We start from the raw sequence: 23,977 nt of genomic DNA on the forward strand, positions 1-23,977 counted from the left end.
GAGCCCTCCTCTAGACGATGTGCGGCGCCGGGCCACGGCGCCACCCGGACACATTCACCTTTCCGCCCAGAGAGCGGCGGCGCCATGCCGCCGACAACGCACGCTGCGCCGCTGTAGTTGTAGGAAACCTGCAAAACCGGTCTCCCGCACTGCACGAGCGAGGGGATCAGGATACGGAAACCGGCTCCGGTTCCCTGCGGGGCTCGTTCCTGGCCGGACGGCTGCCGAAGCCTGACAGGATCGCCTCCAGCAGCGGCAGCGCGCGGCCCGCCCTCTTCGCGCGGATGACCAGGTCCCAGGCGGGCTCGAACTTCTTCCATCCCCCGGCGTAGGCGACGTGCCGGCTCTTGCCGCGCAGCGTCGGCTTGGTCGCGGCGCCGCGCAGGATCGAACCCCAGCGGTAGAAGTCGCGGTAGGCGCGCCAATAGCCGTCCTCAAGCTGCTGGGCGGTCATCTTGGCGGGCTTGAAGACGACCGTGCGGGTGTCGTACCGGTCCCAGTCGGAGTGCAGGAGCCGGTCGGCCCGCTCCATGCGGCTGTAGAGGCGCGTGCCCGGATAGGGGGTCAGGATGTGGAAGGTGGCCGTCTCGATGCCCTGGCCGACCGCCCACTCGACGGTGCGGTCGAACACGGACGGGTCGTCCTCGTCCATCCCGAACACGAAGCTGCCGTTGACCATCACGCCGTTGTCGCGCAGACGGCGCACCACCGCGCCGTAGTCGCGGTCGATGTTCTGCCACTTGCGCTGCTCGGTGAGGTTCCCGGCGTTGACGGTCTCGAAGCCGACGAACAGGCTCCGCAGCCCGGACTCGACGGCCTTCTCCAGGAGCCCGGGGTTCAGCACCGCCTTCACCGTCCCGGCCGCCTGCCAGAGCCGTCCCATCCCGCGCATCCCGTCGAACAGCGCCGACGCGAACCGGGCGTTGCCGAACAGGTGGTCGTCCAGGAAGTACAGGTGCCGCCCCGGCAGCCGGTCGATCTCGGCGAGCGCCGCGTCGACCGTCTGGGTGTAGAACGACTTGCCGCCCTCGAAGAACGCCTCCTTGTAGCAGAAGTCGCACACGTGCGGGCAGCCGCGCGAGACGACGATCGAGTTCGGCACGAGGTAGCGCTCGCGGGCGATGAGGTCGCGGCGGATGGGCGGCAGCGCGGCGAGCGTCCGCTCGGAGGAGTCGTAGCGGGCCGCCGGGCGCCCGGCGCGCAGGTCGGCGAGGAAGCGGGGCCAGGTGTCCTCGCCGGGCCCGCAGAAGATCGTGTCGGCGTGCCGGGCCGCCTCGTCCGGGAGCGAGGTGACGTGCAGCCCGCCCAGGCAGACGTGGACGCCCCGGGCGCGGTAGAGGTCCGCCAGCTCGTAGGCCCGCCGGGCCGAGGTGATGTAGACCTGGATCACCACGAGGTCGGGCTCGTCGGAGGTGTCGACCTTCTGCACGTGCTCGTCGGTCACCGTCACCTCGTCGTCCGGGTCGAGGTACCCGGCGAGCGTGGCGAGCCCGAGCGGCGGGAACAGCGAGTACTTGATCGGACGGAAGAACGGCGAGGTCGCCTCGGTCAGGGCCGGGAGGATCATCTTCACGCGCATGTCTCATTGGACGCCGTGCCGTCGCGCCGGTGGCGTCCGTCGTGTGCGGATCGTGTGGAGATCCCGTGCGGGCGGAGCCCCGGGGCCAGCGCGAGGGTGACGGCCATGGAGGCGACCGCCATGATCGCCATGGCGGCGCCGGGCGAGGTCACCTGGGCGGTGCCGCCCGCCAGCGCCGCGCCGGCGCCCTGCATGGTGAGCATCCCGGACGAGTGCAGCCCCAGGGCGTGCCCGTGCATGGGGACGGGCGTCAGCGCCATGAGGCGCTCCTGAATCAGCAGCGTCGACCCGTAGCCGATGGAGGCCAGCAGCACGGCGGCCGCGCCGAACGGGAGCGGCGGGCCGGCGGCGAACAGCAGGTAGGGGCCCGCCAGCAGGAGCAGCAGGGGCACGCTCAGGCGTCCGCGCAGGCGGCGGGGGACGAACCGGCCCGTGGCGGTGTCACCGATCAGCATGCCGATGCCCGCGGCGGCGAGCAGCGGTCCCGCGTGCCGCGGCGAGTAGGAGACGAAGAGGGCCTCGCAGCCGACGATCAGGCCGTTCGGCACCCACATCGCGAGGTAGGCGTACCGGCGCGGAACCGAGGAGAGCAGCCGCACGGTGGTCCGCCAGGTCTCGCCGGGGCTCGGGCGCCCGGCGGCCCGGGGCGGGCGGCGGCTCAGGCCGGTGACGGCCACCAGGGCGGTGAGCAGGTAGAGCGCGGCTCCGGCGAGCAGGGCGCCCCGCGGCGAGAGCGCGACCACGAGGACCCCGCCGACGGCGAAGCCGCAGATCTGCGTCAGCCCCGCCGCCATGTTCAGGACGGAGCGCCCGAGGAGGAACCCCTCGTCCGGCAGGATCTCGCTCAGGAGGCCGTAGCAGACGCCGCTCCTCAGCGAGGCGACCAGCCCGAGGCCCGCGACGACGGCGAGGAGCGCCGCCGGCGGAAGGCCGGGAACCGACAGGACGGCGGTTCCCGCGCCGAACAGCAGGGCCATGCAGGCGAGCGCGGTCCTCGGCGGCAGGCGGTCCGCGGCCGACAGCAGCGTCAGCGCGCCCGCCATCTGGGCGAACGAGCCGCCGAACATGCTCAGCGCCGCCAGCAGCGGCGAGCGGGTCGCGTCGTACACCAGCGTGCCGAGCGCCAGGCCGCTCACCGTCTGCGCGGACTCCTGGACGGTGAACGACGCGAAGAGCGGCGTGTACTCCGGGGCGCGGAAGAGATCCCGATACGTGCGCATGGTCGACAGGCTCGGGGCCGCCGCCGGGCGACCGGTAGAGTTTCGCGAGGAGGCGAAACGTGAGCCTGTGGACGGTCAACGCGGACACGCTCGCGAGCGGCCGCTTCGTGGTCTCCGCCCTGGCGGAGACCACCGCCTGCGTGAAGCTCCTGGAGAAGGGCGCCGCCGCGCATCCGGGGGAGCGGGCCTGGCTCGACGCCCACCTGCCCGCCTACCGGCGGATGCTGCGGCGCGACCCGGTCACCGCCGATCTGCTGGACGCCGCCCTCGGCGCCAGGACCCGCTGGAACGCCGACTTCCTGACGCCCCCGCACCCGGGCGCGGGCTCGCCGCCGTTCCAGGAGGAGCTCGACGTCGTCCGCCGCACCCCGCCCGAACGCGCGTACGCCGACCTGGAGGTCTCGTCCGGCGGCCCGCTGCCCGCCGGGCTGCGCCGCCCCGACGCGCCCGAGCGGATCGCCGGCCTACTGGAATGGGTGTGGACGCACGCCGTCGAGCCGGACTGGGAGCGCCGCCGCCGCGTCATCGAGGCCGACGCCGTCGCGCGCGCCGGGCAGCTGGGCCAGGGCGGATGGGCCGCGGCCCTGGACGACATGCGCCCCGGGATGCGCTGGCTCGGCGACGGCCGCCTCCAGATCGACGCCTCCGACTTCCCGTCGCGCGACATCTCCGGCGCCCGGCTGCTGTTCGTCCCGGTCACGCCCCGGACGGGCTGGGTGGCCTGGAAGGAACCGGACCTCGACCGCTACGCGATCGTCTACCCCTGCTCGGCCCCGCTGGCGGGCGCGGGCGAGGCCGCCGTCCCCGAAGCGCTCGAACGCCTCCTCGGCCGAGGACGCGCCCGCGTCCTCATCCTGCTCGCGACGCCGCTGAGCACCACGCAGCTCGTGGCGCTGACCGGCCAGGGGCTCGGCTCTGTGGGCCGCCACCTCCGGGTTCTCCACGACGCCCGCCTGATCGACCGCCGCCGCGCCGGACGCTCCGTCCTCTACTACCGGACGGCCAACGGAGAAGCGCTCGTGGAGGGCACCCGCCGCCCGGAAGCCCCCCGCGGTCGCTACTGGGGCACTCCCTGATCCTCGCCCTTGGCGGTCTCGGTCGACTCGCCGGTGAGGTGGTGCAGGGTTCCGGTGATGTCCAGGAGCCGGTCGAGCTGCGCTCTCCGGCCGGTCAGCGCGAGCCGGACCCCGGCCGCGGACGTCCGGCGGTGCACCATCAGCAGCGCGGCCAGCCCGGCCGAGTCGCACATGCCCATCCCGCCGCAGGCGAGCTCCAGCTCGCGGACGTCCGGGTTGTCCTCCATCTGCGTCCGGACGGCCGCCACCAGCGTGTCGGCGGTGTAGAAGTCCAGATCACCCTCAATCTCGATCCGCAGCGCACGCGTCCCGGCCAGGGTCGCGACCACGCGCAGCGGAGTATCGGGAACAAAGGCGGTCATGCAGTCCTTCCTTCGGCGGGGTCGCTCACCGGGCTCGGGGCGGTGTCGGCGGCGTCCGGCAGCGGCTGCCGGAGAGTGTCACAGGCGCGGGACAGCAGGTCCGCGGCCCGGGGATAGTCGACGAGCTGCTCGGCGAGCAGGTCCAGCCCGGGCAGGAGGCTCCGGGCGGGCACGCCGCGCGCGCCGAGGATGCCCGCCGTCCAGGCGATGAACCCGGTGAACAGGTCGGGGTCGTCCACGTAGAGGGCGGTGCCGAGGAAGTCGACGATGTGGGCGATGTCCTCGGCGGTGTGGCGGCGCTGCTGGTCGGTGTAGTCCGCCATCGCCGGGAAGCGGGCGGGCAGCTCGGTCATCACGTGCCGCACGAGCCCGCGCGCGGTCCGGCTGATCTGCGTGTACTCCTGGTCGGCCAGGTGCGGCAGGTCGTCGACGACCTGGTGGACGGGCGGCGGCTTGCGCAGCCGCCCCTCCGCCAGCCGGTCGGCGGCGGAGCGGGCGTCGGGGGCCCAGCCGTCGGCGCCGAGCAGGGCGGCGTACCGGCCGTCCGGTCCGTACGCGGCGCCGCCCACCAGGACCGGGGTACCGGTCGCCTGGCAGGCGGTGATGGCGGCGTGCGCGGACGGCAGCCGGGTGGCGATCGAGGACGACAGCGCCACCACGGCCGGGTTCGTCCGGTGCACGTGGGCGATCAGGTGCGGGGTCGGCACCTGGGCGCCGAGGTAGTCGACCTGCCAGCCGCGCAGCCGCAGCACCTCGGCCAGGATCCGCGCGGGCAGCGCGTGCCACTCCCCGTCGATGCACGCGACCGCCACCCGGCCGCGCGGCCGCTCGGCGTACCGCGCCAGGGTCTTGCGGACGGCCGGATGGTGCGCCAGCGCCGCGATCGTCCGCTCGTTGATCGCCGTCGCGGTGTGCTCCTGCGCGACCGTGAGCCGGTTCGCCGCCCATTCGCGGCCCACCCGGGCCTGCAGCGGCGCGATGATCTCCAGCAGGACGGTCTCGGCGTCCGCCCCCCGGTCGAGCGCGGTCGTGACGGCGTCGGCGGCGGCGTACTCGTCGCCCGCGATGACGGCGTCCCAGAGTCCGTCCGTCGCCGCGTCGAGCCCGGGGGGAGGCCCGTAGTGACGTGCGGGCCCGGTCACGCGGTGAACCTCCCCGGTCCCTGCCCCCCTACGGCGCTCAGGTGGAAGCGCCGGGGAGCGGTGATGGCCACCACGGCCATGTCGTCGTGCTTGCCGGTGCCCACCCATTCGGAGGCGAGCATGTGCACCCGCTCGACGAGGGCCTCCGGGGGCATGCCCCCGCAGTGGGCGAGCTCGCCGCTCAGCCGGTCGTCGCCGAACATCTCGTCGCCGAGCGGGCCGCCGACGGCCTCGGTGATGCCGTCGGTGTAGAGCAGGCACGTGTCGCCCGGCTCCAGCACCACGGTGGCGCTCTTGGAGGTGATCTTGTCCAGGACGCCGATCAGGGAGCCTCCCGTGTCGGGGGTCTCGACCTCGCCGCCGGCCCGCACGATCAGCGGGCGGGTGTGGCCCGCGCTCGTCAGGCGCAGCCGCACCTGGTTGCCCTCCCGCCGGACCGAGGCCAGCACGAGGGTCACGAAGCGGGTGGACTCGCTGCTCAGGAGCGTCCCGTTCAGCAGCTCCAGCACGCGCTTGTGGTCGTCGGCCAGCGGGAGCAGGGCCTGCAGCGTGTTGCGGATCTTGCCGGTGAGCACGGCGGCCTCCAGGCCCTTGCCGCACACGTCGCCGAGCACGACCAGCGACTCCTGCTCCGGGCCGGAGCCCGCCGCCGCCGGATGCAGATCGTAGAAGTCGCCGCCGACCCGCTCTCCGGCGCCGGACGGCCGGTAGCGGGCCGCCAGCTCCACCTCGCCCAGCTCCCGGGTGCGCGGCGGCAGCAGTTCGCGCATCAGCGTCTCGGTGATGGACGCCTGCTCGGCGTACACGCGGGCGGCCGACATCGCCGCGCCGGCCCGTGCCGCGAACAGGCGGGCGATCATCTCCTCGCCCTCGGAGAAGGCGCGCTGCCCGCGGCGCCGGAGCAGCACCAGCGCACCCGCGGGCACGCCGTGCCCGGGAAGGGCGGTCACCACCATGGCGGCGAGGTCGCCCAGGTCCGCGCGGAGGATCCAGGGGGGCGCGGCCGTCGGGTCGAGCCAGCGGGAGGGCACCGGTGGGAACCCCTGCATGGCCTCCGCGAGCCCCGGGACCTCGGCGGGGTCCACGACGAGTTCCTGATGGTCGACCCGGCCGTCCGGGCCGCAGTAGGAGATGGGGAAGGCGCGTCCGGAACCGGGTGCGATCACCAGCGCGGCGTCGGCGAGGTACCGCGCCGCGAGCTGGACGGTGACCTCCATGCAACGTTCCAGGTTCAGCGACGACAGCAGCTGGCTGGACGCTTCCGCCAGGAAGGCCGTGCGTTCCCGCTCGTCGGCGAGTTCCCGTTCCAGCCGCCGGTGCTCGGTGACGTCGAACAGCCACCAGACCGTCCCCGGCGGGGTTCCGGGGCCGTCGGGGCCTTCGTCGGGGACGCCGTGGGCCTCGAAGGCGCGCTCGCCGATCGGGCCGTGCGCGACCGGCCGCGACGTACCGGGATGGGACAGGTCGGCGTCGGTCACGGTGGCGAGGGGGGCGCCGGTCAGCGCGTGGTGCGCGTCGGCCAGCCAGGCGGGCGCCGCGCCGTCCAGGTCGGCGCCCGGGATCATGCCGAGCAGCAGGCGCGCCGCGTCGTTGAGCCGCGTGACGGTACCGCCGGGATTCACGGCGAGCGCGGGATACGGACCGGGCCCCAGCGCCGGGTCGAGCAGGCGCCGAGTGTCGTCTATGCCTTGAGTCAGTTCCATCACGTCGCAGCCTGCGGCGGGACCACTTCCTTCCTGAGCTGAGCCGCCAAACAAGGATCTTGTCCTCGTCACCACCCTAACCGGAACAAGACAGTTGCCGAAAGGCAAAGATTCGTTCCACCTCGTCGGCGGGCCCCCGTCGGCCGGAGTACGACCAGGTCAGCCGGGGGTGGCGCTTCATGATCGGCGCCTCGGGAATGTCCGCCGCGTTCCGGGGTAGCCTCGCCTCAACGGGAGGTTGAGTCTGGTGATGGACGCGGTACAGGACGGGAATCATACGTCGCTTCGACTGTGGCACGACCCGCAGGACAGGCTCCGAATACGCGTCGAGAACCGTGACGACTGCATTCTCGTGCATGTGGAAGGTGAAATCGATTACCTCACGGCCGACGCCTTCCGGGAACATGTTCTTTCTCACGCGACGGCCGAATGGCGGATCATCCTGGACCTTCAGGATGTGAGGTTCTGCGATTCCTCCGGGCTGGGGGCGCTGGTGGGCCTGTGGAAGGCCGTCACGGCCCGGCAGGGCCGGCTGGTCCTCAGCCGCCCGAGCCCGGTGTGCCACCGGATCCTGCAGCGCACGGGCCTCGACGCGCACATCATGATCAGCCCGACGCTGCGGCACGCTTTCGCGAAGGTCGCGGGCCGGGCCGGCGCGCAGCCCGCGCCATTGGTTCCCAACGCGCGCCAGGACGCCTCCTGAAAGGAGCCGTCCGGGCGAGCGGGCCGGGCTCGGCGCCTTAGGGGAATACCGCCCGGTACCACCTGTCCCGGCGGCCGCTCTCATATCTCGATCAGGCCATATTGCCACCGGGTCGCGCGCCCGGCGCGGCCGGGGCCCCGGGGCCCCGGCCGCGAGACGGGCGTCACTTGGGCGGCATCAGGACGCTGTCGACGATGTAGACGGTCGCGTTGGCGGTCTGGACGTTGCCGCAGACGACGTTCGCGTCCTTCCCGACCATGTATGAGTCGCCCGAACCGCTGGTCTTGAGCATGGCGCCGTTCAGGGTCTTGAAGTCGCCCGTCCCCAGCCCGCTCGGCGAGACCTGCTGGCCGACCACGTGGTAGGTGAGGATGCTCGTCAGCGTCTTCTTGTCCGACATGACCTTGTCGAGCGTCTCCTTCGGGATCTTCTTGAACGCGTCGTTGGTGGGCGCGAACACGGTGAGGTTCTTCGACGAGTTGAGCGTGTCGACCAGACCGGCCTCCTTCACGGCGCTGACCAGCGTGGACAGCACCGGGTTGTTGGACGCGGCGGTCGCGACGGGGTCGGCGGACATGCCCTGGAAGCTGCCCTTGCCGGACGCCGGGACGGCCGAGCAGGCGGGCCCGAACGGCTGGCCGCCGGTCGGCGCCTCGCTCGTCGGGGCCGCCGGCGCGGACGACTCGGCCGGGGCCGCGGCGGCGTCGCCCTTGTCGTCGCCGGAGCAGGCGGCCGCGCCGGTGGCGAGGGCGGTCGCCGCGAGGACGCCGGCGACGATGCGGTTGCGGTACATGGTGAACTCCTTTGTCGGAACTTCTGGTGGACCGGATGCGGTCGTTCGTCGAGCGGGACTGGTCGCGTGTGGGGGACGGTTCAGGTCACGGTGACCACCACCGAATGCCATCCCGTGGCGCCGTCCGGGAACGGCGCGGCGCGTTGTCCGGGCTGCGTGTGCCCGGTCCCGTCGGTGGCGCGGCAGCGGAGCGTGCGGGAGCCGGGAGCAGCGTCCCACTCGGCGACCCACTGCCGCCATGTGTCGAGGCCGGGGACGGGCGCGAGGCGCGCCTCCCGCCAGGGTCCGTCGTCGACCTGCCATTCGACGGCATCGACGCCGCGGTGCTGGGCCCAGGCGGTGCCCGCCACGGTCACGCGCCCCGCCTTCACCTCGCCGAGCGGCTTCGGCACGTCGATGCGGGAGAACGTCTTGACCGGGGCGTTCTCGGCGTAGCCGCGCTCCGTCCAGTACGCGCGGTCGGTCGCGAAGCGCGTGACCTTGAGGTCGACGACCCACTTGGTGGCCGAGACGTAGCCGTAGAGGCCGGGGACGACCATGCGCGCGGGGAAGCCGTGGGCGATCGGCAGCGGCCCGCCGTTCATGCCGACGGCGAGCATCGCGTCCCGGCCGTCGAGGATCGCCTCGATCGGGGTGGACAGCGTCATGCCGTCGGCCGAGCGGGACAGGATCTGGTCGGCGCCGGAGTGGATCCCCGCCCTGCGCAGCAGCGGCGCCAGCGGCGCGCCCAGCCAGCGGGCGTTGCCCGCGAGGTCGCCGCCGACCTGGTTGGACACGCACGACAGGGTGATGTCGCGTTCGATCAGCGCCTCGCGCAGCAGGTCGTCGAACGACAGCTCGACGGGACGGCCGACCATGCCGTGGATGCGCAGCGTCCAGTCGCGCGGGTCGACCTGGGGGAGGGTGAGCGCGGTGTCGACGCGGTAGAAGTCCCGGGCGGACGTGTGGAACGGCGTCATCCCCGCCGCCCGCACCTGCGCTCCCTGGGGCACCGGGCGCGCCGGGCTCGCCGGGCGCGGCAGCCGCAGGTCCGCCCGGACGGAGGTGACGTCGCCGCGGCGCAGCAGCGCCCGCCCGGATACACCGCCGGCCGCGGCGACGCCGATCACTCCGGCCCCGGTCAGCAGCACGCGCCGCCGATCCACCTCCGTCCCGGGGCCGGTGTCCTCGGGGCGGGCGGCGCGCACCAGCGCGGTCAGCGCGGCCATGCCCGCCAGCGCGCCGACGACGGACGGCGCCGCGTCGGCGGGCCCGGCGATCGGCCGGGTCAGTGCCGCGACGACCCCGACCGCCCCGAACGCGCCGAGCCCGGCCAGGCCGCGCGTGAGCCGGCGCCGGCTCAGCAGCCCGATCACCAGGGCCGCCACGGTGACTCCGGCGGCGAGGCCGATGAGCAGTACCGTCTTGTCGTCGCTGCCGAAACGGCGGATCGCGAAGTCCTTGAGCCACCCGGGGGTGAGGTCGATGAAGCCCGCGCCGACCGCGAGCAGCGGCGAGGACGACGCCCGTCCGAGCGCGCCGGCGGCCAGTTCCGCGACCCCCAGCGCGGCCGCGGCGGCCGCCGCCCCGCTCAGGGCGGCGGTCACCGGACGCGGTGGCTCGGTCGCTCGTTCGTCTGTCACAACCGGTGTTCGGGGCCGGACGGCAGATGGATGGGTCGAAATTTCATCGGGATCCGAACCCATCCGTCCGGCCGTCCGCGCCGAATCATCAGTGTGGAGATGAACGAAGCGGGCATCGGACCGCGCCCGGCTGGGGCGGTCGGCGTCGAGCCGCCGGACCTGGCCGAGCTGCTCGGCCGCGTCGCCCGCGGCGACCAGGAGGCGTTCGGGGACGTGTACGAACGCCTGTCCGGGCCCGTGTACGGGCTGGCGCTGCGGATCGTCCGCGACCCCGCGCAGGCGGAGGAGATCGCGCAGGACGTGCTGGTCGAGCTGTGGCGCAAGGCGTCGCACTACCGTCCGGAACGCGGCAGCGCGACGTCGTGGGCGCTGACCGTGGCGCACCGCCGCGCCGTCGACCGGGTCCGCTCCAGCCAGGCCGACCGCGACCGCGAGGAGCGCGCCGCCGCGCCGGGGCCGGAGTACGACGAGGTCGCCGAGGAGGTCGGCGTCCGGCTGGAGTACCAGCAGGTGCGCCGCTGCATGCGGGGCCTGACCGAGACCCAGCGCGAGTCGATCAGGCTCGCCTACTACGGCGGCTACACCTATCGCGAGGTCTCCGAACTGCTCGGCGTCGGCCTCGCCGCCGTCAAGACCCGGATGCGCGACGGACTCATCCGGCTGCGTGACTGCCTGGGAGTGCAGCCATGACCCACGACCTGCATGAACACGACACGCACCGGCTCGCCGGCGCCTACGCGCTGGACGCGCTCACCGAGACCGAGCGGCGCCGTTTCGAGCGCCACCTGCCCGGCTGCCCGGCCTGCGCCGACGAGGCCGCGGGGTTCCGCGAGACCGCGACCCGGCTGGCGCTGGCCGCCGCGCGGCGCCCGCCGGACGAGCTGCGCGGACGGGTCATGGCGGAGATCGCCCGGACCCGGCAGTCGCCGCCGCTCGCCCGGCGCCTGCCGTCCCCCCGCACGCGCGGGCTGACCTGGCTGGCCGCCGCGGCCTGCCTGGTGCTGGCGATGGCGGGCGTCGGCGCGGCCTGGCGCCTCCAGCGGTCCGCCGAGCACGAGCAGTCCCTGAACCGGCAGGTCGCCGCGGTGATGAGCGCGCCGGACGCGCACACCTCCACCGTCCGGACGCCGGACGCCGCCACCGTCACGGTCGTCTCGTCGCGCTCGCTCGGCAGGGCCGTCGTCACGACCTCCCGGATGCCGCGCCTGCCGTCGGCGAGGACGTACCAGCTGTGGTGGCTCGGCCCGGCCGCTCCGCGCTCGGCCGGGACGATGAACCCGTCGGGCGAGAACCGGCCTCTGATCGCCTCGGGCCTCGGCGACGCCCGGCGCATCGGCGTGACCGTCGAGCCCGCGGGCGGTTCGTCCCGGCCGAGCGGCGCCCCGATCCTGACCCTCGGCGTGGGCTGAGGGCGCGAGACCGGCCCGCCGCCGGATGAGACGACCTTCCGGCGGCGGGTCCCCCATGTCCGTTCCGGCGACGCTCCACCGGTGCTAACTTGGTCATGTGACCAACTTGGCCGATCGACCAAATTCACCGCGCGGCGACCGCCGCCGCCGGCAGCTGGTGGACGCCGGGATCGCGCTGCTGGGCCGGGAGGGCTGGCCGGGCGTCTCCACCCGCGCGGTGGCCGAGCGCGCCGGCACCAACCCGGGCCTGATCCACTACCACTTCGGCGGGCTGGCCGGGCTGCACGCGGCGATCTTCCGGCAGGCCACGGACCTGATCGTCGGGCCGATGGTCGCCGAGCTCCTGGGGGCGCCGGACGAGCGCGCGGCGCTGGAGGCGATGCGGCGCCAGCTGGCCCGGGCTCCGGCGGACGAGCTCGGCTCCCGGCTGGCCGCGGAGCTGATCGTGGGCGCGATGCGCGACCCGGCGCTGGGCGCGGTGCTGCGCGACGAGCTGCGGGAGGCCCGCGCGCAGATCGCGGACCGCCTCCGTGCGCTGCGTCCGGACTGGCCCCCGGGCCGCCTGACCGGCGCGGCCACCCTGATCACCGCGGCGATCGACGGCGTGATGCTGCACTACATGATCGACGACGCCCTCCCGGTCGGCGACGTCCTGTCCGCGGTGGACGACCTGCTGGAGCAACGGCCCTGAGGATCCTCGGGACCCGCCGTCCCGACCTCGGCAAGGAGAGAGAGTCATGGAGATCATCGACAGGCCCGCACCGCCGACCGGACTGCGCCGCGTGCTGTGGCGGCTGCCCATCCGGCTGTACCGCGTGGGGCTCGGGCCGCTGATGGGGCGCCGCATCATGCTGCTCACGCACACCGGCCGCGTCTCGGGCCTGCCGCGCCAGGTCGTCATCGAGGTCGTCCAGAAGGACGAACGGGGCTACGTCGCCGCCTCCGGCTTCGGCCCCCGTGCGGACTGGTACCGCAACGTCATGGCGAGCCCTGACGTCACGCTCCAGATCGGCGGGAAGCGCGTCCAGGCGACCGCCTCCCCGATCCCGACGGAGGAGGGCGGCGAGATCATGGCCCGGTACGCCCCTCGCCACCCGGCCGCCGCGCGGCAGCTGTGCAAGCTCATGGGCTTCGCCGTCGACGGCAGTGTCGAGGACTACCGCCAGGTCGGCCACCACATCCCCTTCGTGCGCTTCGTCCCCCGCCGCGTGCCCTGACGGCGCAGCGCGCCGTAGGTCCGCAGGATCGCGGGGACGAGCGCGTACACGACGGTGGGCACGACCACGCCGGTCACCACGAGCGTTCGGAGCGGCAGGGAGAGCGAGCCCAGCAGGGGGCCCAGCAGCAGCTGCGTGGCCATGATCATGAAGTACACGGCCAGCCAGGTGAACGCGGCGCGCAGGTGGATCGACGGCGCCGCGGCGGCGGGGGGCGTGGGGCGGACCGGGGGCATGGTGTCTCCTTGCGGTTTCGATAACTCCAACTCGTGAGTTGGAGTTTGCCACGGCCGGCGGCAGATTTCCAACTCATTAGTTGGAATCTTCGGTATGCTCGGGCCATGGCATGGGACACCGCGAAGACCAGGCGGCTCATCCTGGACGCCGCGGTCGGCGAGTTCGCCGCCCACGGCCCCGAGGCCGCCCGCATGGACCGGATCGCCGCCACGGCCGGGGTGAACAAGGAGCGGATCTACTCCTACTTCGGCAACAAGCGGCAGATGTTCGCGATCGTGCTGACCACGGAGCTGGAACGCCTGGCCGAGGCCGTGCCGCTGGACGAGAAGGCGGCCTGCGACCTCGGCGAGTACGCGGGCCAGGTCTTCGACTACCACCGCGCGCACCCGCACTTCGTCCGGCTGCTGCACTGGGAGGGCCTCCACAGCGACGGCGAGGGCCCGGTGGCGGCCGAGGCCGAGCGGACCGCGCACTACGCCGAGAAGATCGCCGCGCTGGCCAGGGCCCAGCAGTCGGGGCACCTGGACACCCGGCTGGCGGCCCGGGAACTGCTGTACTCCGTCATCGTCCTCGCCGGCTGGTGGTTCGCCACACCGCAGCTCCGGCGGATGCTGATGCCCGACCTCGACGACGACCCGGACGGCCAGCGCGCCGCACTCGTCCGCATCGTCCGCCGGCTCGGCGACCCCGCGCACTGACCGGCCGCGTGGGGGGTCACGCGTCGGGGACGACCAGGCCCGTCTGGTAGGCGACGACGACCAGTTGCGCGCGGTCGCGCGCCCCGAGCTTCGCCATCGTGCGGCTGACATGGGTGCGCGCGGTCGCCGGGCTGATGAACAGTTCGGCGCCGATCTCCTGGTTGCTCAGCCCCCGCCCGATCAGGGCCAGCACCTCCCGCTCGCGGCCGGTGAGCGGCGCGAGCCGGTCCCGCGCGTTCGCCGACGCCGTGTGCCACGCGGTGAACTTGCCGATGAGGCGCCTGGTGATGCGCGGCGCGAGCAGCGCCTCTCCGGCGGCGACCACCCGGATGGCGTGCAGGAGCTCCGCCGGCCCGGCGTCCTTGAGCAGGAAGCCGCTCGCCCCGGCCTGCAGCGCCTCGAAGACGTAGGCGTCGGTGTCGTAGGTGGTGAGGATGAGGATCCGGACGTCTTCCAGCCCGCGCGTCGCGGTGATCCGCGCCGTGGCCTGGATGCCGTCCAGCCGCGGCATGCGGATGTCCATGAGGACGACGTCGGGACGGGCGGCGCGGGCCAGGTCGACGGCCTGCGCGCCGTCGGTCGCCTCCGCGACCACGGCGATGTCGTCCTCGACGTCGATGAGCAGCTTGAACCCGGACCGCACGAGCCCCTCGTCGTCGGCGAGCAGCACCTTGATCGGTGCCGTGGACGGCGCGCTCACGGTGCCGCCTCCCGCCGCGGGCCGGCCGGCGCGAGGGGGAGCCGGGCCGCCACCTCGAACCCGCCGCCCGGAGTGGGGCCGGCGTCGAACTCGCCGCCGAGCAGCCGGCAGCGCTCGCGCATGCCCAGGATCCCGTGGCCGGGGCCGCCCGGGGCGCTCGCGGTGCCGTCCCCGGTGCGGCGGCCCTCGTCGGTCACGCGGATCTCCAGGACGTCGGTCCCGGGGTTGAGCGCGACCGTCACCCGGGTGGGGCCGACGTGGCGGATCACGTTGGTGACCGACTCCTGGAGGATCCGGTACGCGGCGCTGCCCACCGCGCTCGGCAGCGGCGCCGCGGGCGGGGACGCCTCCAGCGTGACGTCCAGCCCCGCTTCGCGCGCCTTGGCGGTGAGCTCGCCGATCTGGTCCAGGCCGGGGTGCGGTGCGCGGCCGTCGCCGTCGTCGCGCAGGACGCCGAGGACGGCCCGCATCTCCCGCAGCGCCCGGGAACTGGTCTCCTCGATGGTCCGCAGCGCTTCGCGCGCCTGCTCCGGGCGCTTGTCGAGCACGTGCGCGGTGACCCCGGACTGCACGTTGATGATCGCCACCGCGTGGGCGACGGTGTCGTGGACCTCGCGGGCGATCCGGAGGCGTTCGGCGTCCACGCGCGCCCGCGCCTCCTCCTCGCGGGTCCGCTCGGCCAGTTCCGCGCGCTTCTCGGCCTCGGCCGCGATGACCCGGCGGGACCGGACGGACTCGCCGAGGGCCGCGCTCATGACCGACGCGCCGATGCGGAAGAACACCCAGCCGATGGCGGCGCGCGGTTCGATGTCGGCGGCCGTGTACAGCCATACGGCGGCCAGCACGGTGATCCCCGAACCGGCGATCACCAGCGACCGGCGCCCGTCGCCGTAGGCCGCGAGGGTGTAGAGGGAGACGAAGAGCGCGAGCCAGCCGGGGCCGTCCGGGAAGCCGGCACCGTAGTACGCCAGGCTGGCGAGCGCGGCGACGGCGAACACCGCCACCGGCCACCGGCGGCGGACGAGCAGGGCGAGGCCGCTCACCACCAGCAGCGCGTAGCCGAGATCTCCCAGGTCGGCGAGCGGCCGCGTCGCCCCTTCGGCGGCGACACGGGCGACCGTCCCCTGGACCTGCATCACGGTGACGAAGAGCGCGAGCAGGACGTCATGCGTCACCGCTCGCAGGGAGAACGTCCCGGTACGGCGTTCCATGCCGGAATCCTACTGTCGTGGTGCGGGGGCGCTCCTGCGCTCAGGTGCGTGACCTGCTCCTCCGCCAGGTGGAGCGGGCCACGGTGCCGCGTACGCCCGAACGCGTAGGCGCGGCCGTCCCCGGTCAGACGCGGCGGGCGCCCCGCCGGCGCGACGATCGCCGCCATGAGCGAGCAATCCGCACACCCTCGACCGGACGGCGCACTCGCGGCGCTGGCCCGCTTCTGCCACCGGCGCCGCCGCCTCGTCCTCCTGGCCTGGCTCGTCGGCGTGATAGCCGTGGCGTTCGCCGGCTTCGGCTACGGCGCCCCGTCCGACAACGACTTCTCCGGCGGGGACTCCGGTTCCGCCAAGGCGCAGGAGCTGATCCAGAAGCACTTCCCCGAGCGCCGGGGCGACACCCTGACCCTCGCGATCAAGGCGGCGAAGGGGATCGACGACCCCGCCGCGCGGCGGCGGATCGAGAAGGTCGTCGCCGAGCTGGACGCCTCACCGGTCACCGGACCGGTGACCTCGCCCTACCAGGACGGGAACCTGGTGACGCGCGATCGCCGCATCGCCAGGACGACCATCCCGCTGACCGACGCGCAAGCCAAGAAGTCCGACGTCAAGCCCCTGGTGGACGCGGTCAAGGACGCCTCCGGCGACGGCGTGACGCTGGGCCTGGGCGGCGAGCGGGCGGAGAAGGCCGAGACGCCCCAGCAGGGACCGGCCGAGGGCGTGGGCCTGCTGACCGCGGCGGTGATCCTGTTCATCTCCTTCGGATCGCTGGTCGCGATGGGCCTGCCGATCGCGACGGCGCTGACGGCGATCCTCGGCGGCATCGCCCTGATCAAGCTGGTGGGGCACCTCGTCCCGGCGCCGGACTTCACGGTGCTCGTCGCCGCGCTGGTCGGGCTCGGCATCGGCATCGACTACGCGCTGTTCATCGTGACCCGCTACAGGGAGGCCCTCCAGGACGGAGACGACCCCGAGGGCGCCACGGCCAAGGCCATCTCCACCGCCGGGCACGCCGTGCTGTTCGCCGGCACCACCGTGGTGATCGCGCTGCTCGGCCTGGTGGTCATGGGGCAGCGGCTGATGACCGGCGTGGCCATCGCCGCGTCCGTGACGGTGCTGGTCACGATGACGGCCGCGGTGACCCTGCTGCCGGCGCTCCTCGGCTTCACCGGCCGCCGGATCGACTCGCTGCGGCTGCCGCGCCGCGCGTCCCGCCCGCGCACCCGCGAGCACCGTCCCCCCGCCGAGCGCTGGGCCGGCGTGGTGCAGCGCAGGCCGCTGGTCGCCGCGGTCCTGGCCGGGACGGGCCTGCTGGTGCTCGCCGCCCCCGTCCTGTCGATGCGGCTGAGCCTGCCCGACGCCAGCGTCCAGCCGCACGACCGGAGCAGCCACACCTCCTACGAGATCCTCTCCGAAGGCTTCGGGCCCGGCTACGGCGCGCCGCTGATCTTCGCCGCGCGGATCGGGTCCGCGGACGCCGACCTGCGTCCCGTCGTCGAGGCGGTCCGCCGGACCGAGGGCATCGCCTCCGTCACGCCGCCCCGGATCAGCGCCGACGGCCGGGCGGCCACGTTCATGGCCTTCCCCGCGACCGGCGCCCAGGACGAGGCCACCGCCGACCTGGTGCACCGGCTGCGCGACGACGTCCTGCCCGGGGCGCCGGGCGGCGGCGGGATCCAGGTGGGCGGCCCGAACGCCGGAGCGATCGACATCGCCGAGGAGGTCGGCTCCCGCCTGCCGCTGATGATCGGGGTCGTCGTCGCCCTGTCCCTCGTGCTGCTGGTCGCGCTGGTCCGGTCGGTCACGATCGCGGTGCAGGCCGCGGTGATGAACCTGCTGTCGATCGGCGCCGCCTACGGCGTGCTGGTCGCGGTCGTCCAGTGGGGGTGGCTCGGCGAGGCCTTCGGGTTCCCGACCGCCATGCCGATCACGACCTGGGTGCCGATGATGATGTTCCCGCTCCTGTTCGGCCTGTCCATGGACTACGAGGTCTTCCTGATCTCGCGGGTCCGGGAGGAGTACGAGCGCACCGGCGACACCCGGACGGCCGTCACCCGCGGGCTGGCGCGCACCGCCAAGGTCATCACGGCCGCGGCCGCCATCATGATCGCCGTCTTCGGGACGTCCCTGCTCGGCCCCGACGTGTCCGTCAAGCAGATCGGTCTCGGCATGGCCGTCGCCGTGCTCGTGGACGCCACCATCGTCCGGATGATCCTCGTCCCCGCGGTGATGGAGCTGTGCGGCGGGGCCAACTGGTGGATGCCCGGGCGCCGCAGGCCCGTCCACGCTGGAGAGACCCCCTTGTTGGAGGCGGGTGCTCAGGAGACGTCCGGCACAATGGGGGCGGGACGGAGGTGACCGCGTGTCCGCACTCGGAGGGGCGCTCGAACGCTCCATCATGGACGTGCTCTGGGCGGCGCCCCACCCGCTGCGGATCCGTGAACTGCTGGCCGAGTTGAACGAGAACGCGGACAAGGCGCTGGCCTACAACACAGTGCAGACCGTGGCGGAACGCTTGGCGCAGAAGGGGCTCGTCCGCCGCACGCAGGACGGCACGGCCTTCCGCTACAGCCCGACGCGGCCGCAGGAGGAGTATGCGGTCGAGCTGATGATGGACGCCCTGAGCGAGGCCGCGGACCACGGCGCCATCCTCGCGAGGTTCGCCGAGAGCGTCCCGCCGGAGGACGCCCGGCACCTCCTGGACGCCCTGCGGCGGCGCACCGCCGGCGAGGACGCGTGACCGTGATCCTCCTGGTGGCCGGCCTGGCCGGTTCGGTGGTCCTGCTGGGATGCGCGGCGGGGCCCGCCCTGGATCTGCTGCGGCGCTCGGCCGTCGGCCCGGGGACGGCGATCGCCTGCTGGGCGGCCGCCCTCGCCGGGACGACCATCGCGGCGGCGGGGAGCGCGGCGGCGGCGCTGCTCGCGCCGCCGGGCCCGGGCCACGGGTTCCTGTCGCGGCTGCGCGACTGCCTGCCCCATCACGGCCGTCTCGCCACCGTCGCCGCGGCGGTCGCGACCGCCGTCCTCGCCGCCGCGTGCGCCGCCGTCCTCGCCCGCGGCCTGCCGAGGCTCGGCCGGGCCATGCGCCACCGCCGCCGGCACCGGGAGATGCTGCGGCTGGTCGCCGGCGAGGACCGGCGCCATCCGGACGTCCTCGTCCTCGACCATCCCGTGCCGGTGGCGTACTCGCTGCCGTCCCGGCACCGCGCGATCGTGGTCAGCACCGGGGCGCAGCGGGCGCTCAGCGCCGAGGAGTTCGGCGCCGTCCTGGCGCACGAGCGGGCGCATCTGCGCCAGCGCCACCATGTGCTCCTGCTGGCCCTGGACCTGGTCCACGCCATGCTGCCGTGGCTGCCGACCGTCCGGCGCGCGAAGGCGCGGCTGCCGCTGCTGCTGGAGATGGCCGCGGACGACGCGGCGGTCCGCGTCCACGGCAGCAAGCCGCTGGTCGGCGCCCTGTGCCGGCTGTCGGCGGCGCCGACCGGCGCGGGGGCGCTCGGGGCGGCGGGCGAGCCCGCCGCCGGTGCGCTGAGGGAGCGGGTGCTGCGGCTGGAGGGCGCCGCTCCGCCGAGGCCGCGCCGTGCCGTCCGGCTCGCGGCCGGCCTCTTCGTGGTGGCGGCGGTCACCGCGCCGCTCCTGGCCGGGGCCGCGGCGATCGCCGAGCTGGCCGCCACCTGCTGAGGCGGTATGTGGCTTTTGAGGAAAACCTCCGCTCAGGTGGCGAACCGCCCGTAAACCTCCTACGCTCCGTAGGAGGTCTCGGTCCGACGTCCCCGCCGGGGACGGCCGGCGACCGCGCCGAATCCCGCGGACGGCTCCGTCCGGGGAACCGGGGACCCGATCTTCAGGGGTGAATCCGTCCCGCGCGGACGGAAGGGCGACTCCGGCCCGAACCCGTCAGCTGACCCGGTAGGCGTTACAGGAGAGGACACCGTATGCAGCGACGAGCTGCCGGCCCCCGAACGACAGCCCGCCGCAGGATCCGCACCGGCTCGAACGTCACGGCATGGACGGCCGCCCTCGCGCTGTCCGCCGGGCTTCTCGCCCCCGCGCCCGCCCACGCCGAGCCCAAGCCGACGCGCAAGCAACTGACCGCGCAGCAGGAGAAGCTCGCCGACGAGGCCGAGAAGCTCAGCGAGCAGTACAACGGACTGCGCGAGCGCCTCAAGCAGGCCGAGCACGCCGCGAAGACGGCCAGGAGCAGCGCCCTGCGGCAGCAGAAGGCCCTGGACGAGGCGCGCGAGCGGATGGCGAAGATCGCCGCGGACAGCTACAAGAACGGCCCCGCGGACCCGGCCATCAGCTTCGCCTCGGCCTCCGACCCGCAGGCCGTCCTGGACCAGTCGGCCACCCTCAACTACTTCGCCAAGCAGAACGACACCCGCATCACGCAGATGCTCCAGGTGATGCAGGGCGCCGACCGGTCCCGCAAGGCCGCCGAGCAGCGCGCCGCCCAGGTGCGCGCGCTCACCGGCGAGGCGAAGAAGAAGCGCCGGGAACTCCAGGTCAAGCTCAAGAAGGTCGAGAAGCAGCTCGGCACCTTCAACACCGCCGGTTCGCGGCCCGGCTCCATGCCCAACATCAACTCCGGCGGGGCCTCGGCCAAGGCGATGACGGCCGTCCGGGCCGCCCTGGCCCAGCAGGGCGTGCCCTACTCCTGGGGCGGCGGCAACGCGTCCGGCCCGAGCTACGGCACCGCGCAGGGCGCCAACATCAAGGGCTTCGACTGCTCCGGCCTGACCCTGTACGCCTACGCGCAGGTCGGCATCACCCTCGGCCACTACACCGGCAGCCAGTACAACGCCGGCACCCACGTGAGCATGAGCCAGCTCAAGCCCGGCGACCTGGTGTTCTTCCACAGCGACCTGCACCACATGGGCATGTACATCGGCAACGGCAACATGGTCCACGCGCCGCAGACCGGCGACGTCGTCAAGATCGCCCCGATCGCCGGCCGCCCGTTCGCCGGTGGAGTCCGTGTCGCCTGACCGGATGTCGCCTGACCGGGTGTCGCCTGACCCGGTGACCCGCCGGTGACCGCCGATCACGCTTCGCTACCCTGGTTCCCGGGATGAGCATGCACGTCGGCGGCCTCCCCGGACGGGGCGGCGCGAACGCGGAACGGTGGCTGGGACGGCTGAGGCGATCTGTGCGCCGGGACGTCCTCTCTCTGGCGTCCGGCCTGCTCGTGCTTCTCGGCCTGCTGGCGATGCACGGCTTCCAGGCCACATCGAGCCCGGCCGGGATGATCGGCGTCCCGCTGACGTCCATGGCCGCCGGGCACGCGGTCCCCGTCACCGCAGCGGTGACGGGGCACCGCCCGCCCCAGGGCGACCGGCCCGGCGACCATCACTCCGACCGCCATCCTGATCATCCCGGCGGCCAGGTCTGCCTGGCCATGCTGACGCTGTTCGCGCTTGCCCTGGCCCTCCTGGCACTGCGCCTGCGAAGGTCGCCGCCAAGGGCCGTTTCGAGGCCGGCGCGGGTGCGGATCCTGCTGGTCGGACGCCCGCCGCCGAGACCGTCCCTGCACAGGTTGAGCGTGCTGAGGCTGTAGGAGGTCCAGCGGCGCCCGGGATCGGGCGCCGCCGCCGACCACTGATCACAGCACTCGACACGGAAGGCCACCACCATGAAGCGAGCGTTCGCGCTCCTCACCGTCCCCGCCCTGGCGATCGCGCTGGCGGCGTGCGGGAACGACGAGGGTTCGACGGGACAACCGGCGCCCTCGCACTCCATGCCCGGCCACTCGGCGTCGCCGGGCGGCGCGCAGGCCGGACCGCACAACGGCCAGGACGTCATGTTCGCGCAGATGATGATCCCGCATCACCGGCAGGCGGTCGAGATGGCCGGCCTCGCCGCCACCCGCGCCTCGTCGGCGCAGGTGAAGGCCCTGGCCGCCGACATCAAGAAGGCGCAGGAACCGGAGATCCAGCAGCTCAGCGCGTGGCTGAGGAGCTGGGGCTCCCCGGTCCCCTCGCCCGGCACGACCGGGATGGGCGGCATGCACCACGGCGGCATGGACGGCATGGACGGCATGATGAGCGAGAAGGACATGAAGGAGCTGGAGGCCGCCAAGGGCGGGGCGTTCGACAAGGCGTTCCTGGAGATGATGATCGAGCATCACGAGGGCGCCGTGGCGATGGCCAGGACCGAGGAGTCCGCCGGGCAGTTCCCGCCGGCCAGGCAGCTGGCCGGAAAGATCATCTCTTCCCAGACCGCCGAGATCGCCAAGATGCGGACCCTGCTGAAGCAGTAGCAGTAGCAGTCCGGTCCCGGGCGGGCGGGGCTCCGGCCCCGCCCGACTGGTCGGCACCGGGTCAGGACGGGCGGATCAGGCCGCGCCGGGTGGCGGCGGCTACGGCGGCCGTGCGGGAGTCGACGCCGAGCTTGGCGTAGATGTGCACCAGATGCGTCTTGATCGTGGTCTCGCTGAGGAACAGCCGCCTGCTGATCCCCCGGTTCGAGAGCCCCTCGGCGACCAGCCTCAGCACCTCCAGCTCGCGGGCGGTCAGCGTCGCGGTGGGCGAGCGCATCCGGCCGAGGAGGCGCGAGGCGACGCTCGGCGCGAGCGCGCTGTCTCCGGCGGCGGCCGACCGGATCGCGGTGAACAGCCTGTCCGGGGGCGCGTCCTTGAGCAGGTAGCCGGTGGCGCCGGCCTCGATGGCGGCGAGGATGTCGGAGTCGGTGTCGAACGTGGTCAGCACGAGGACGCGCGGCGCGTCCGCCCCGGCGGCGGTGATCTGGCGGGTGGCCTCGCTGCCGTGCATCCCGGCGCCGAGCTGCAGGTCCATCAGCACGACGTCGGGGGACAGGCGGCGCGCCTCCTCGACCCCCTCCAGCCCCGTCGCCGCCTCGCCGACCAGCGCGAAGCCGGGCTGGTCGGCGAGCATGGCGCGGATCCCGGAGCGCACCACGGGATGGTCGTCCACCAGCAGGATGCGGATCGGCCCGCTCATCGCCGCTCCTCGGCGCCGGGAAGCGGCAGCGTCGCCACCACGGCCGTCCCCTCCCGCGGGGCCGACTCGACGGTGAGCGCGCCGCCCAGCGCGCGGGCGCGGTCGCGCATCGCCCGCAGCCCGTAGCCGGTGCCCGCCCCGCCCCCCGGCCGCCGCCCGCCGCTCGCCGCGGGGTCGAAGCCGCGCCCGTCGTCGAAGACGTCCAGCACCACCATGTCGTCAAGATAGGTCAGGGTGACCCCGACGTTCTCGGCGCCCGAATGCCCGGCCGCGTTCCCCAGGGCGCCCTGGGCGATGCGCAGCAGGGCCACCTCGTAGTCGACGGGGAGCTCGGCGGGAGGCCCGGACACCTGGAAGCGGATGCGGGCGGTGGAACGGGCGTCCGCCGACTCGGTGATCCGGCGCAGCGCGTCGGGCAGGGAGGAGCGCTGCAGGGCGGGCGGGGCCAGCTCGCGCACGAAGTTGCGGGCCTCCTCGAGGTTCTCCGCGGCGGCCTGCTCGGCCTCCGCCAGCCGTCCCACCGCGGCGTCGCGGTCGCTGTCGAGGTCGCGGCGGGCGGCGCGCAGCAGCAGGATGATGCTGGACATCCCCTGGGCGAGCGTGTCGTGGATCTCGCGGGCCAGCCGCTCGCGCTCGGTGAGCCGTGCCGCGTCCGCCTCCGCCCTGAGGAGCCTCGCGCGGGTCCGGACCAGGTCCTCGATGAGCCGGCGGCGCTGCTCGCTCTCCCGGTAGAGCGCCCGGTAGGCGAGGGCCATGAGGGTGGCGACCGAGGCGCCGATGCTCGGGCCCAGCACCTCCGCCAGCGTGACCCCGCCGCCGTGCCAGGCCACGGCCCCGATCGCCGCGCCCGTCAGCAGCGCCACACCGGGCAGCGCGGCGGGCAGCGGCAGCAGGTGCAGGTAGAGGAAGAACAGCGGGAAGGCCAGCCAGACGAAGTCGGGAGAGGACGCGGCCAGCCCCGCCCAGGCGGCGGTGAGCAGCGCGAGCCACAGCCGCGCGGGAACCGGACGGGCGCGCCGGTCGTGCCCGGCCCAGACCACCCCGCCGACGTAGAGGGCTCCGAGCGCCAGGCCGCCCGCGGCGATCCCCGCCCGCCCGTCGTGCAGCGTGCGCACCAGGGCGATCGCGAGCAGCACCAGGAAGGTGCCGTGCACGGCCCAGCCGAGCAACCGCATCGCGGGCGAGAACAGATCGTTCGGCATTTCTCACTCACAGTAGGCGACGGATCCGCGAGCCGCATCGATCGAAAGGTTGATGTCCCGGCGTCCGGAAGAAGGCGATCCGCCCGTCCCGGCGCACGATGTGCCGGGCGCGGCCCGCGGCGCACGCTGGGAAGCGTCGGTTTC

At 73.8% G+C, this 23,977-nt stretch carries 25 protein-coding genes and 1 riboswitch; of the genes, 13 read left to right on the plus strand and 12 right to left on the minus strand.

Annotation, left to right across the window (positions count from 1 at the left end):
• Nucleotides 1–166 precede the first annotated feature (166 nt).
• On the minus strand, nt 167–1,579 hold the full coding sequence (locus tag AB0C84_RS05820) for a radical SAM protein (RefSeq protein WP_258942514.1): 1,413 nt from the start codon (nt 1,577–1,579) through the stop codon (nt 167–169).
• On the minus strand, nt 1,570–2,799 hold the full coding sequence (locus AB0C84_RS05825; RefSeq protein ID WP_361061509.1) for an MFS transporter: 1,230 nt from the start codon (nt 2,797–2,799) through the stop codon (nt 1,570–1,572). The genes AB0C84_RS05820 and AB0C84_RS05825 overlap by 10 nt, the downstream gene beginning before the upstream one ends.
• A 59-nt stretch (nt 2,800–2,858) precedes the next feature.
• Between AB0C84_RS05825 and AB0C84_RS05830 the strand changes: the two genes are divergently transcribed.
• Nucleotides 2,859–3,875, plus strand: coding sequence for a winged helix-turn-helix domain-containing protein (locus AB0C84_RS05830; RefSeq protein WP_361061511.1), 1,017 nt, complete (start codon nt 2,859–2,861; stop codon nt 3,873–3,875).
• Here the strand turns inward: AB0C84_RS05830 and AB0C84_RS05835 are convergent.
• From AB0C84_RS05835 to AB0C84_RS05845, 3 genes are read right to left on the minus strand one after another with little or no spacing between them, the layout of a single operon-like run.
• The gene (locus AB0C84_RS05835; RefSeq protein WP_361061513.1) at nt 3,857–4,237 is read right to left on the minus strand and encodes an STAS domain-containing protein; all 381 of its coding nucleotides are present in this window, start codon (nt 4,235–4,237) and stop codon (nt 3,857–3,859) included. The genes AB0C84_RS05830 and AB0C84_RS05835 overlap by 19 nt on opposite strands.
• Entirely contained in the window at nt 4,234–5,379 is a 1,146-nt protein-coding gene (locus tag AB0C84_RS05840) for a cobalamin-dependent protein (RefSeq protein ID WP_361061515.1), read from the minus strand. Before AB0C84_RS05840 ends, AB0C84_RS05835 begins: the two co-directional genes overlap by 4 nt.
• Complete coding sequence (locus tag AB0C84_RS05845; protein WP_361061517.1) at nt 5,376–7,082, minus strand: PP2C family protein-serine/threonine phosphatase; 1,707 nt, start codon at nt 7,080–7,082, stop codon at nt 5,376–5,378. The genes AB0C84_RS05840 and AB0C84_RS05845 overlap by 4 nt, the downstream gene beginning before the upstream one ends.
• A gap of 250 nt (nt 7,083–7,332) precedes the next feature.
• On the opposite strand from AB0C84_RS05845, the gene AB0C84_RS05850 reads away from it, so the two are divergent.
• The gene (locus AB0C84_RS05850) at nt 7,333–7,785 is read left to right on the plus strand and encodes an STAS domain-containing protein (RefSeq protein ID WP_361061519.1); all 453 of its coding nucleotides are present in this window, start codon (nt 7,333–7,335) and stop codon (nt 7,783–7,785) included.
• A gap of 163 nt (nt 7,786–7,948) precedes the next feature.
• On the opposite strand, the gene AB0C84_RS05855 is transcribed toward AB0C84_RS05850, so the two are convergent.
• Nucleotides 7,949–8,578 carry a fasciclin domain-containing protein gene (locus AB0C84_RS05855; RefSeq protein ID WP_361061521.1) on the minus strand — a complete coding sequence of 210 codons (630 nt, stop codon included), beginning with the start codon at nt 8,576–8,578 and terminating at the stop codon, nt 7,949–7,951.
• Nucleotides 8,579–8,658: 80 nt separating this feature from the next.
• Nucleotides 8,659–10,164: a molybdopterin-dependent oxidoreductase gene (locus AB0C84_RS05860; RefSeq protein WP_361061523.1), complete on the minus strand. Its 1,506-nt coding sequence runs from the start codon at nt 10,162–10,164 to the stop codon at nt 8,659–8,661.
• 135 nt (nt 10,165–10,299) lie between these two features.
• On the opposite strand from AB0C84_RS05860, the gene sigK reads away from it, so the two are divergent.
• From sigK to AB0C84_RS05880, 4 genes are all read left to right on the plus strand, one after another.
• Nucleotides 10,300–10,890: an ECF RNA polymerase sigma factor SigK gene (sigK, locus tag AB0C84_RS05865; RefSeq protein ID WP_258942523.1), complete on the plus strand. Its 591-nt coding sequence runs from the start codon at nt 10,300–10,302 to the stop codon at nt 10,888–10,890.
• Nucleotides 10,887–11,609 carry an anti-sigma factor gene (locus AB0C84_RS05870; protein ID WP_361061525.1) on the plus strand — a complete coding sequence of 241 codons (723 nt, stop codon included), beginning with the start codon at nt 10,887–10,889 and terminating at the stop codon, nt 11,607–11,609. Before sigK ends, AB0C84_RS05870 begins: the two co-directional genes overlap by 4 nt.
• A 97-nt stretch (nt 11,610–11,706) precedes the next feature.
• Nucleotides 11,707–12,300 carry a TetR family transcriptional regulator gene (locus AB0C84_RS05875; RefSeq protein ID WP_361061527.1) on the plus strand — a complete coding sequence of 198 codons (594 nt, stop codon included), beginning with the start codon at nt 11,707–11,709 and terminating at the stop codon, nt 12,298–12,300.
• Nucleotides 12,301–12,346: 46 nt separating this feature from the next.
• Nucleotides 12,347–12,826 (plus strand): nitroreductase family deazaflavin-dependent oxidoreductase, encoded by a 480-nt coding sequence (locus tag AB0C84_RS05880; RefSeq protein ID WP_361061529.1) that lies wholly within the window; start codon nt 12,347–12,349, stop codon nt 12,824–12,826.
• Here AB0C84_RS05880 and AB0C84_RS05885 read toward each other — a convergent pair.
• Nucleotides 12,766–13,062, minus strand: coding sequence for a hypothetical protein (locus AB0C84_RS05885; protein ID WP_361061531.1), 297 nt, complete (start codon nt 13,060–13,062; stop codon nt 12,766–12,768). The two genes, AB0C84_RS05880 and AB0C84_RS05885, sit on opposite strands and share 61 nt — an antisense overlap.
• Nucleotides 13,063–13,167: 105 nt before the next feature.
• On the opposite strand from AB0C84_RS05885, the gene AB0C84_RS05890 reads away from it, so the two are divergent.
• Nucleotides 13,168–13,761 carry a TetR family transcriptional regulator gene (locus tag AB0C84_RS05890; protein ID WP_361061533.1) on the plus strand — a complete coding sequence of 198 codons (594 nt, stop codon included), beginning with the start codon at nt 13,168–13,170 and terminating at the stop codon, nt 13,759–13,761.
• Nucleotides 13,762–13,777: 16 nt separating this feature from the next.
• Here AB0C84_RS05890 and AB0C84_RS05895 read toward each other — a convergent pair whose 3' ends face one another.
• Together AB0C84_RS05895 and AB0C84_RS05900 are read right to left on the minus strand one after the other, a co-directional pair.
• Nucleotides 13,778–14,461 carry a response regulator transcription factor gene (locus AB0C84_RS05895; protein WP_258942529.1) on the minus strand — a complete coding sequence of 228 codons (684 nt, stop codon included), beginning with the start codon at nt 14,459–14,461 and terminating at the stop codon, nt 13,778–13,780.
• Nucleotides 14,458–15,672: a sensor histidine kinase gene (locus tag AB0C84_RS05900; protein ID WP_361061536.1), complete on the minus strand. Its 1,215-nt coding sequence runs from the start codon at nt 15,670–15,672 to the stop codon at nt 14,458–14,460. Before AB0C84_RS05900 ends, AB0C84_RS05895 begins: the two co-directional genes overlap by 4 nt.
• A gap of 165 nt (nt 15,673–15,837) precedes the next feature.
• Here AB0C84_RS05900 and AB0C84_RS05905 point away from each other — a divergent pair, with 165 nt between their 5' ends.
• The 6 genes from AB0C84_RS05905 (at nt 15,838) to AB0C84_RS05930 (ending at nt 21,931) form a co-directional block, all read left to right on the plus strand.
• Nucleotides 15,838–18,030 carry an MMPL family transporter gene (locus AB0C84_RS05905; RefSeq protein WP_361061538.1) on the plus strand — a complete coding sequence of 731 codons (2,193 nt, stop codon included), beginning with the start codon at nt 15,838–15,840 and terminating at the stop codon, nt 18,028–18,030.
• A 4-nt stretch (nt 18,031–18,034) separates the two neighbouring features.
• The gene (locus AB0C84_RS05910; protein ID WP_179844514.1) at nt 18,035–18,412 is read left to right on the plus strand and encodes a BlaI/MecI/CopY family transcriptional regulator; all 378 of its coding nucleotides are present in this window, start codon (nt 18,035–18,037) and stop codon (nt 18,410–18,412) included.
• Nucleotides 18,409–19,353 carry a M56 family metallopeptidase gene (locus AB0C84_RS05915; protein WP_361061540.1) on the plus strand — a complete coding sequence of 315 codons (945 nt, stop codon included), beginning with the start codon at nt 18,409–18,411 and terminating at the stop codon, nt 19,351–19,353. Before AB0C84_RS05910 ends, AB0C84_RS05915 begins: the two co-directional genes overlap by 4 nt.
• Nucleotides 19,354–19,458: 105 nt before the next feature.
• Nucleotides 19,459–19,604: riboswitch (cyclic di-AMP (ydaO/yuaA leader) on the plus strand.
• A gap of 3 nt (nt 19,605–19,607) precedes the next feature.
• The gene (locus AB0C84_RS05920) at nt 19,608–20,660 is read left to right on the plus strand and encodes an NlpC/P60 family protein (protein ID WP_339156425.1); all 1,053 of its coding nucleotides are present in this window, start codon (nt 19,608–19,610) and stop codon (nt 20,658–20,660) included.
• 83 nt (nt 20,661–20,743) lie between these two features.
• On the plus strand, nt 20,744–21,229 hold the full coding sequence (locus tag AB0C84_RS05925) for a DUF6153 family protein (protein WP_361061543.1): 486 nt from the start codon (nt 20,744–20,746) through the stop codon (nt 21,227–21,229).
• 75 nt (nt 21,230–21,304) lie between these two features.
• On the plus strand, nt 21,305–21,931 hold the full coding sequence (locus AB0C84_RS05930) for a DUF305 domain-containing protein (RefSeq protein ID WP_361061545.1): 627 nt from the start codon (nt 21,305–21,307) through the stop codon (nt 21,929–21,931).
• A 61-nt stretch (nt 21,932–21,992) separates the two neighbouring features.
• Here AB0C84_RS05930 and AB0C84_RS05935 read toward each other — a convergent pair whose 3' ends face one another.
• Nucleotides 21,993–22,631: a response regulator transcription factor gene (locus tag AB0C84_RS05935; RefSeq protein WP_258942537.1), complete on the minus strand. Its 639-nt coding sequence runs from the start codon at nt 22,629–22,631 to the stop codon at nt 21,993–21,995.
• Complete coding sequence (locus AB0C84_RS05940) at nt 22,628–23,833, minus strand: sensor histidine kinase (RefSeq protein ID WP_361061547.1); 1,206 nt, start codon at nt 23,831–23,833, stop codon at nt 22,628–22,630. Before AB0C84_RS05940 ends, AB0C84_RS05935 begins: the two co-directional genes overlap by 4 nt.
• Between the last annotated feature and the right edge of the window lie 144 nt (nt 23,834–23,977).

The organism is Actinomadura sp. NPDC048955 (assembly GCF_040649435.1).
Lineage (GTDB): Bacteria > Actinomycetota > Actinomycetes > Streptosporangiales > Streptosporangiaceae > Spirillospora > Spirillospora luteofluorescens.

Excerpts from the sequence above, each read along its gene's own strand:
- AB0C84_RS05870 (WP_361061525.1), top strand. The coding sequence starts at position 10,887 with ATGACCCACGACCTGCATGAACACGACACGCACCGGCTCGCCGGCGCC.
- AB0C84_RS05820 (WP_258942514.1), bottom strand. The coding sequence starts at position 1,579 with ATGCGCGTGAAGATGATCCTCCCGGCCCTGACCGAGGCGACCTCGCCG.
- sigK (WP_258942523.1), top strand. The coding sequence starts at position 10,300 with ATGAACGAAGCGGGCATCGGACCGCGCCCGGCTGGGGCGGTCGGCGTC.
- AB0C84_RS05880 (WP_361061529.1), top strand. The coding sequence starts at position 12,347 with ATGGAGATCATCGACAGGCCCGCACCGCCGACCGGACTGCGCCGCGTG.
- AB0C84_RS05890 (WP_361061533.1), top strand. The coding sequence starts at position 13,168 with ATGGCATGGGACACCGCGAAGACCAGGCGGCTCATCCTGGACGCCGCG.
- AB0C84_RS05900 (WP_361061536.1), bottom strand. The coding sequence starts at position 15,672 with ATGGAACGCCGTACCGGGACGTTCTCCCTGCGAGCGGTGACGCATGAC.
- AB0C84_RS05925 (WP_361061543.1), top strand. The coding sequence starts at position 20,744 with ATGAGCATGCACGTCGGCGGCCTCCCCGGACGGGGCGGCGCGAACGCG.
- AB0C84_RS05920 (WP_339156425.1), top strand. The coding sequence starts at position 19,608 with ATGCAGCGACGAGCTGCCGGCCCCCGAACGACAGCCCGCCGCAGGATC.
- AB0C84_RS05850 (WP_361061519.1), top strand. The coding sequence starts at position 7,333 with ATGGACGCGGTACAGGACGGGAATCATACGTCGCTTCGACTGTGGCAC.
- AB0C84_RS05930 (WP_361061545.1), top strand. The coding sequence starts at position 21,305 with ATGAAGCGAGCGTTCGCGCTCCTCACCGTCCCCGCCCTGGCGATCGCG.
- AB0C84_RS05935 (WP_258942537.1), bottom strand. The coding sequence starts at position 22,631 with ATGAGCGGGCCGATCCGCATCCTGCTGGTGGACGACCATCCCGTGGTG.
- AB0C84_RS05825 (WP_361061509.1), bottom strand. The coding sequence starts at position 2,799 with ATGCGCACGTATCGGGATCTCTTCCGCGCCCCGGAGTACACGCCGCTC.
- AB0C84_RS05885 (WP_361061531.1), bottom strand. The coding sequence starts at position 13,062 with ATGCCCCCGGTCCGCCCCACGCCCCCCGCCGCCGCGGCGCCGTCGATC.
- AB0C84_RS05835 (WP_361061513.1), bottom strand. The coding sequence starts at position 4,237 with ATGACCGCCTTTGTTCCCGATACTCCGCTGCGCGTGGTCGCGACCCTG.
- AB0C84_RS05855 (WP_361061521.1), bottom strand. The coding sequence starts at position 8,578 with ATGTACCGCAACCGCATCGTCGCCGGCGTCCTCGCGGCGACCGCCCTC.
- AB0C84_RS05940 (WP_361061547.1), bottom strand. The coding sequence starts at position 23,833 with ATGCCGAACGATCTGTTCTCGCCCGCGATGCGGTTGCTCGGCTGGGCC.
- AB0C84_RS05905 (WP_361061538.1), top strand. The coding sequence starts at position 15,838 with ATGAGCGAGCAATCCGCACACCCTCGACCGGACGGCGCACTCGCGGCG.
- AB0C84_RS05845 (WP_361061517.1), bottom strand. The coding sequence starts at position 7,082 with ATGGAACTGACTCAAGGCATAGACGACACTCGGCGCCTGCTCGACCCG.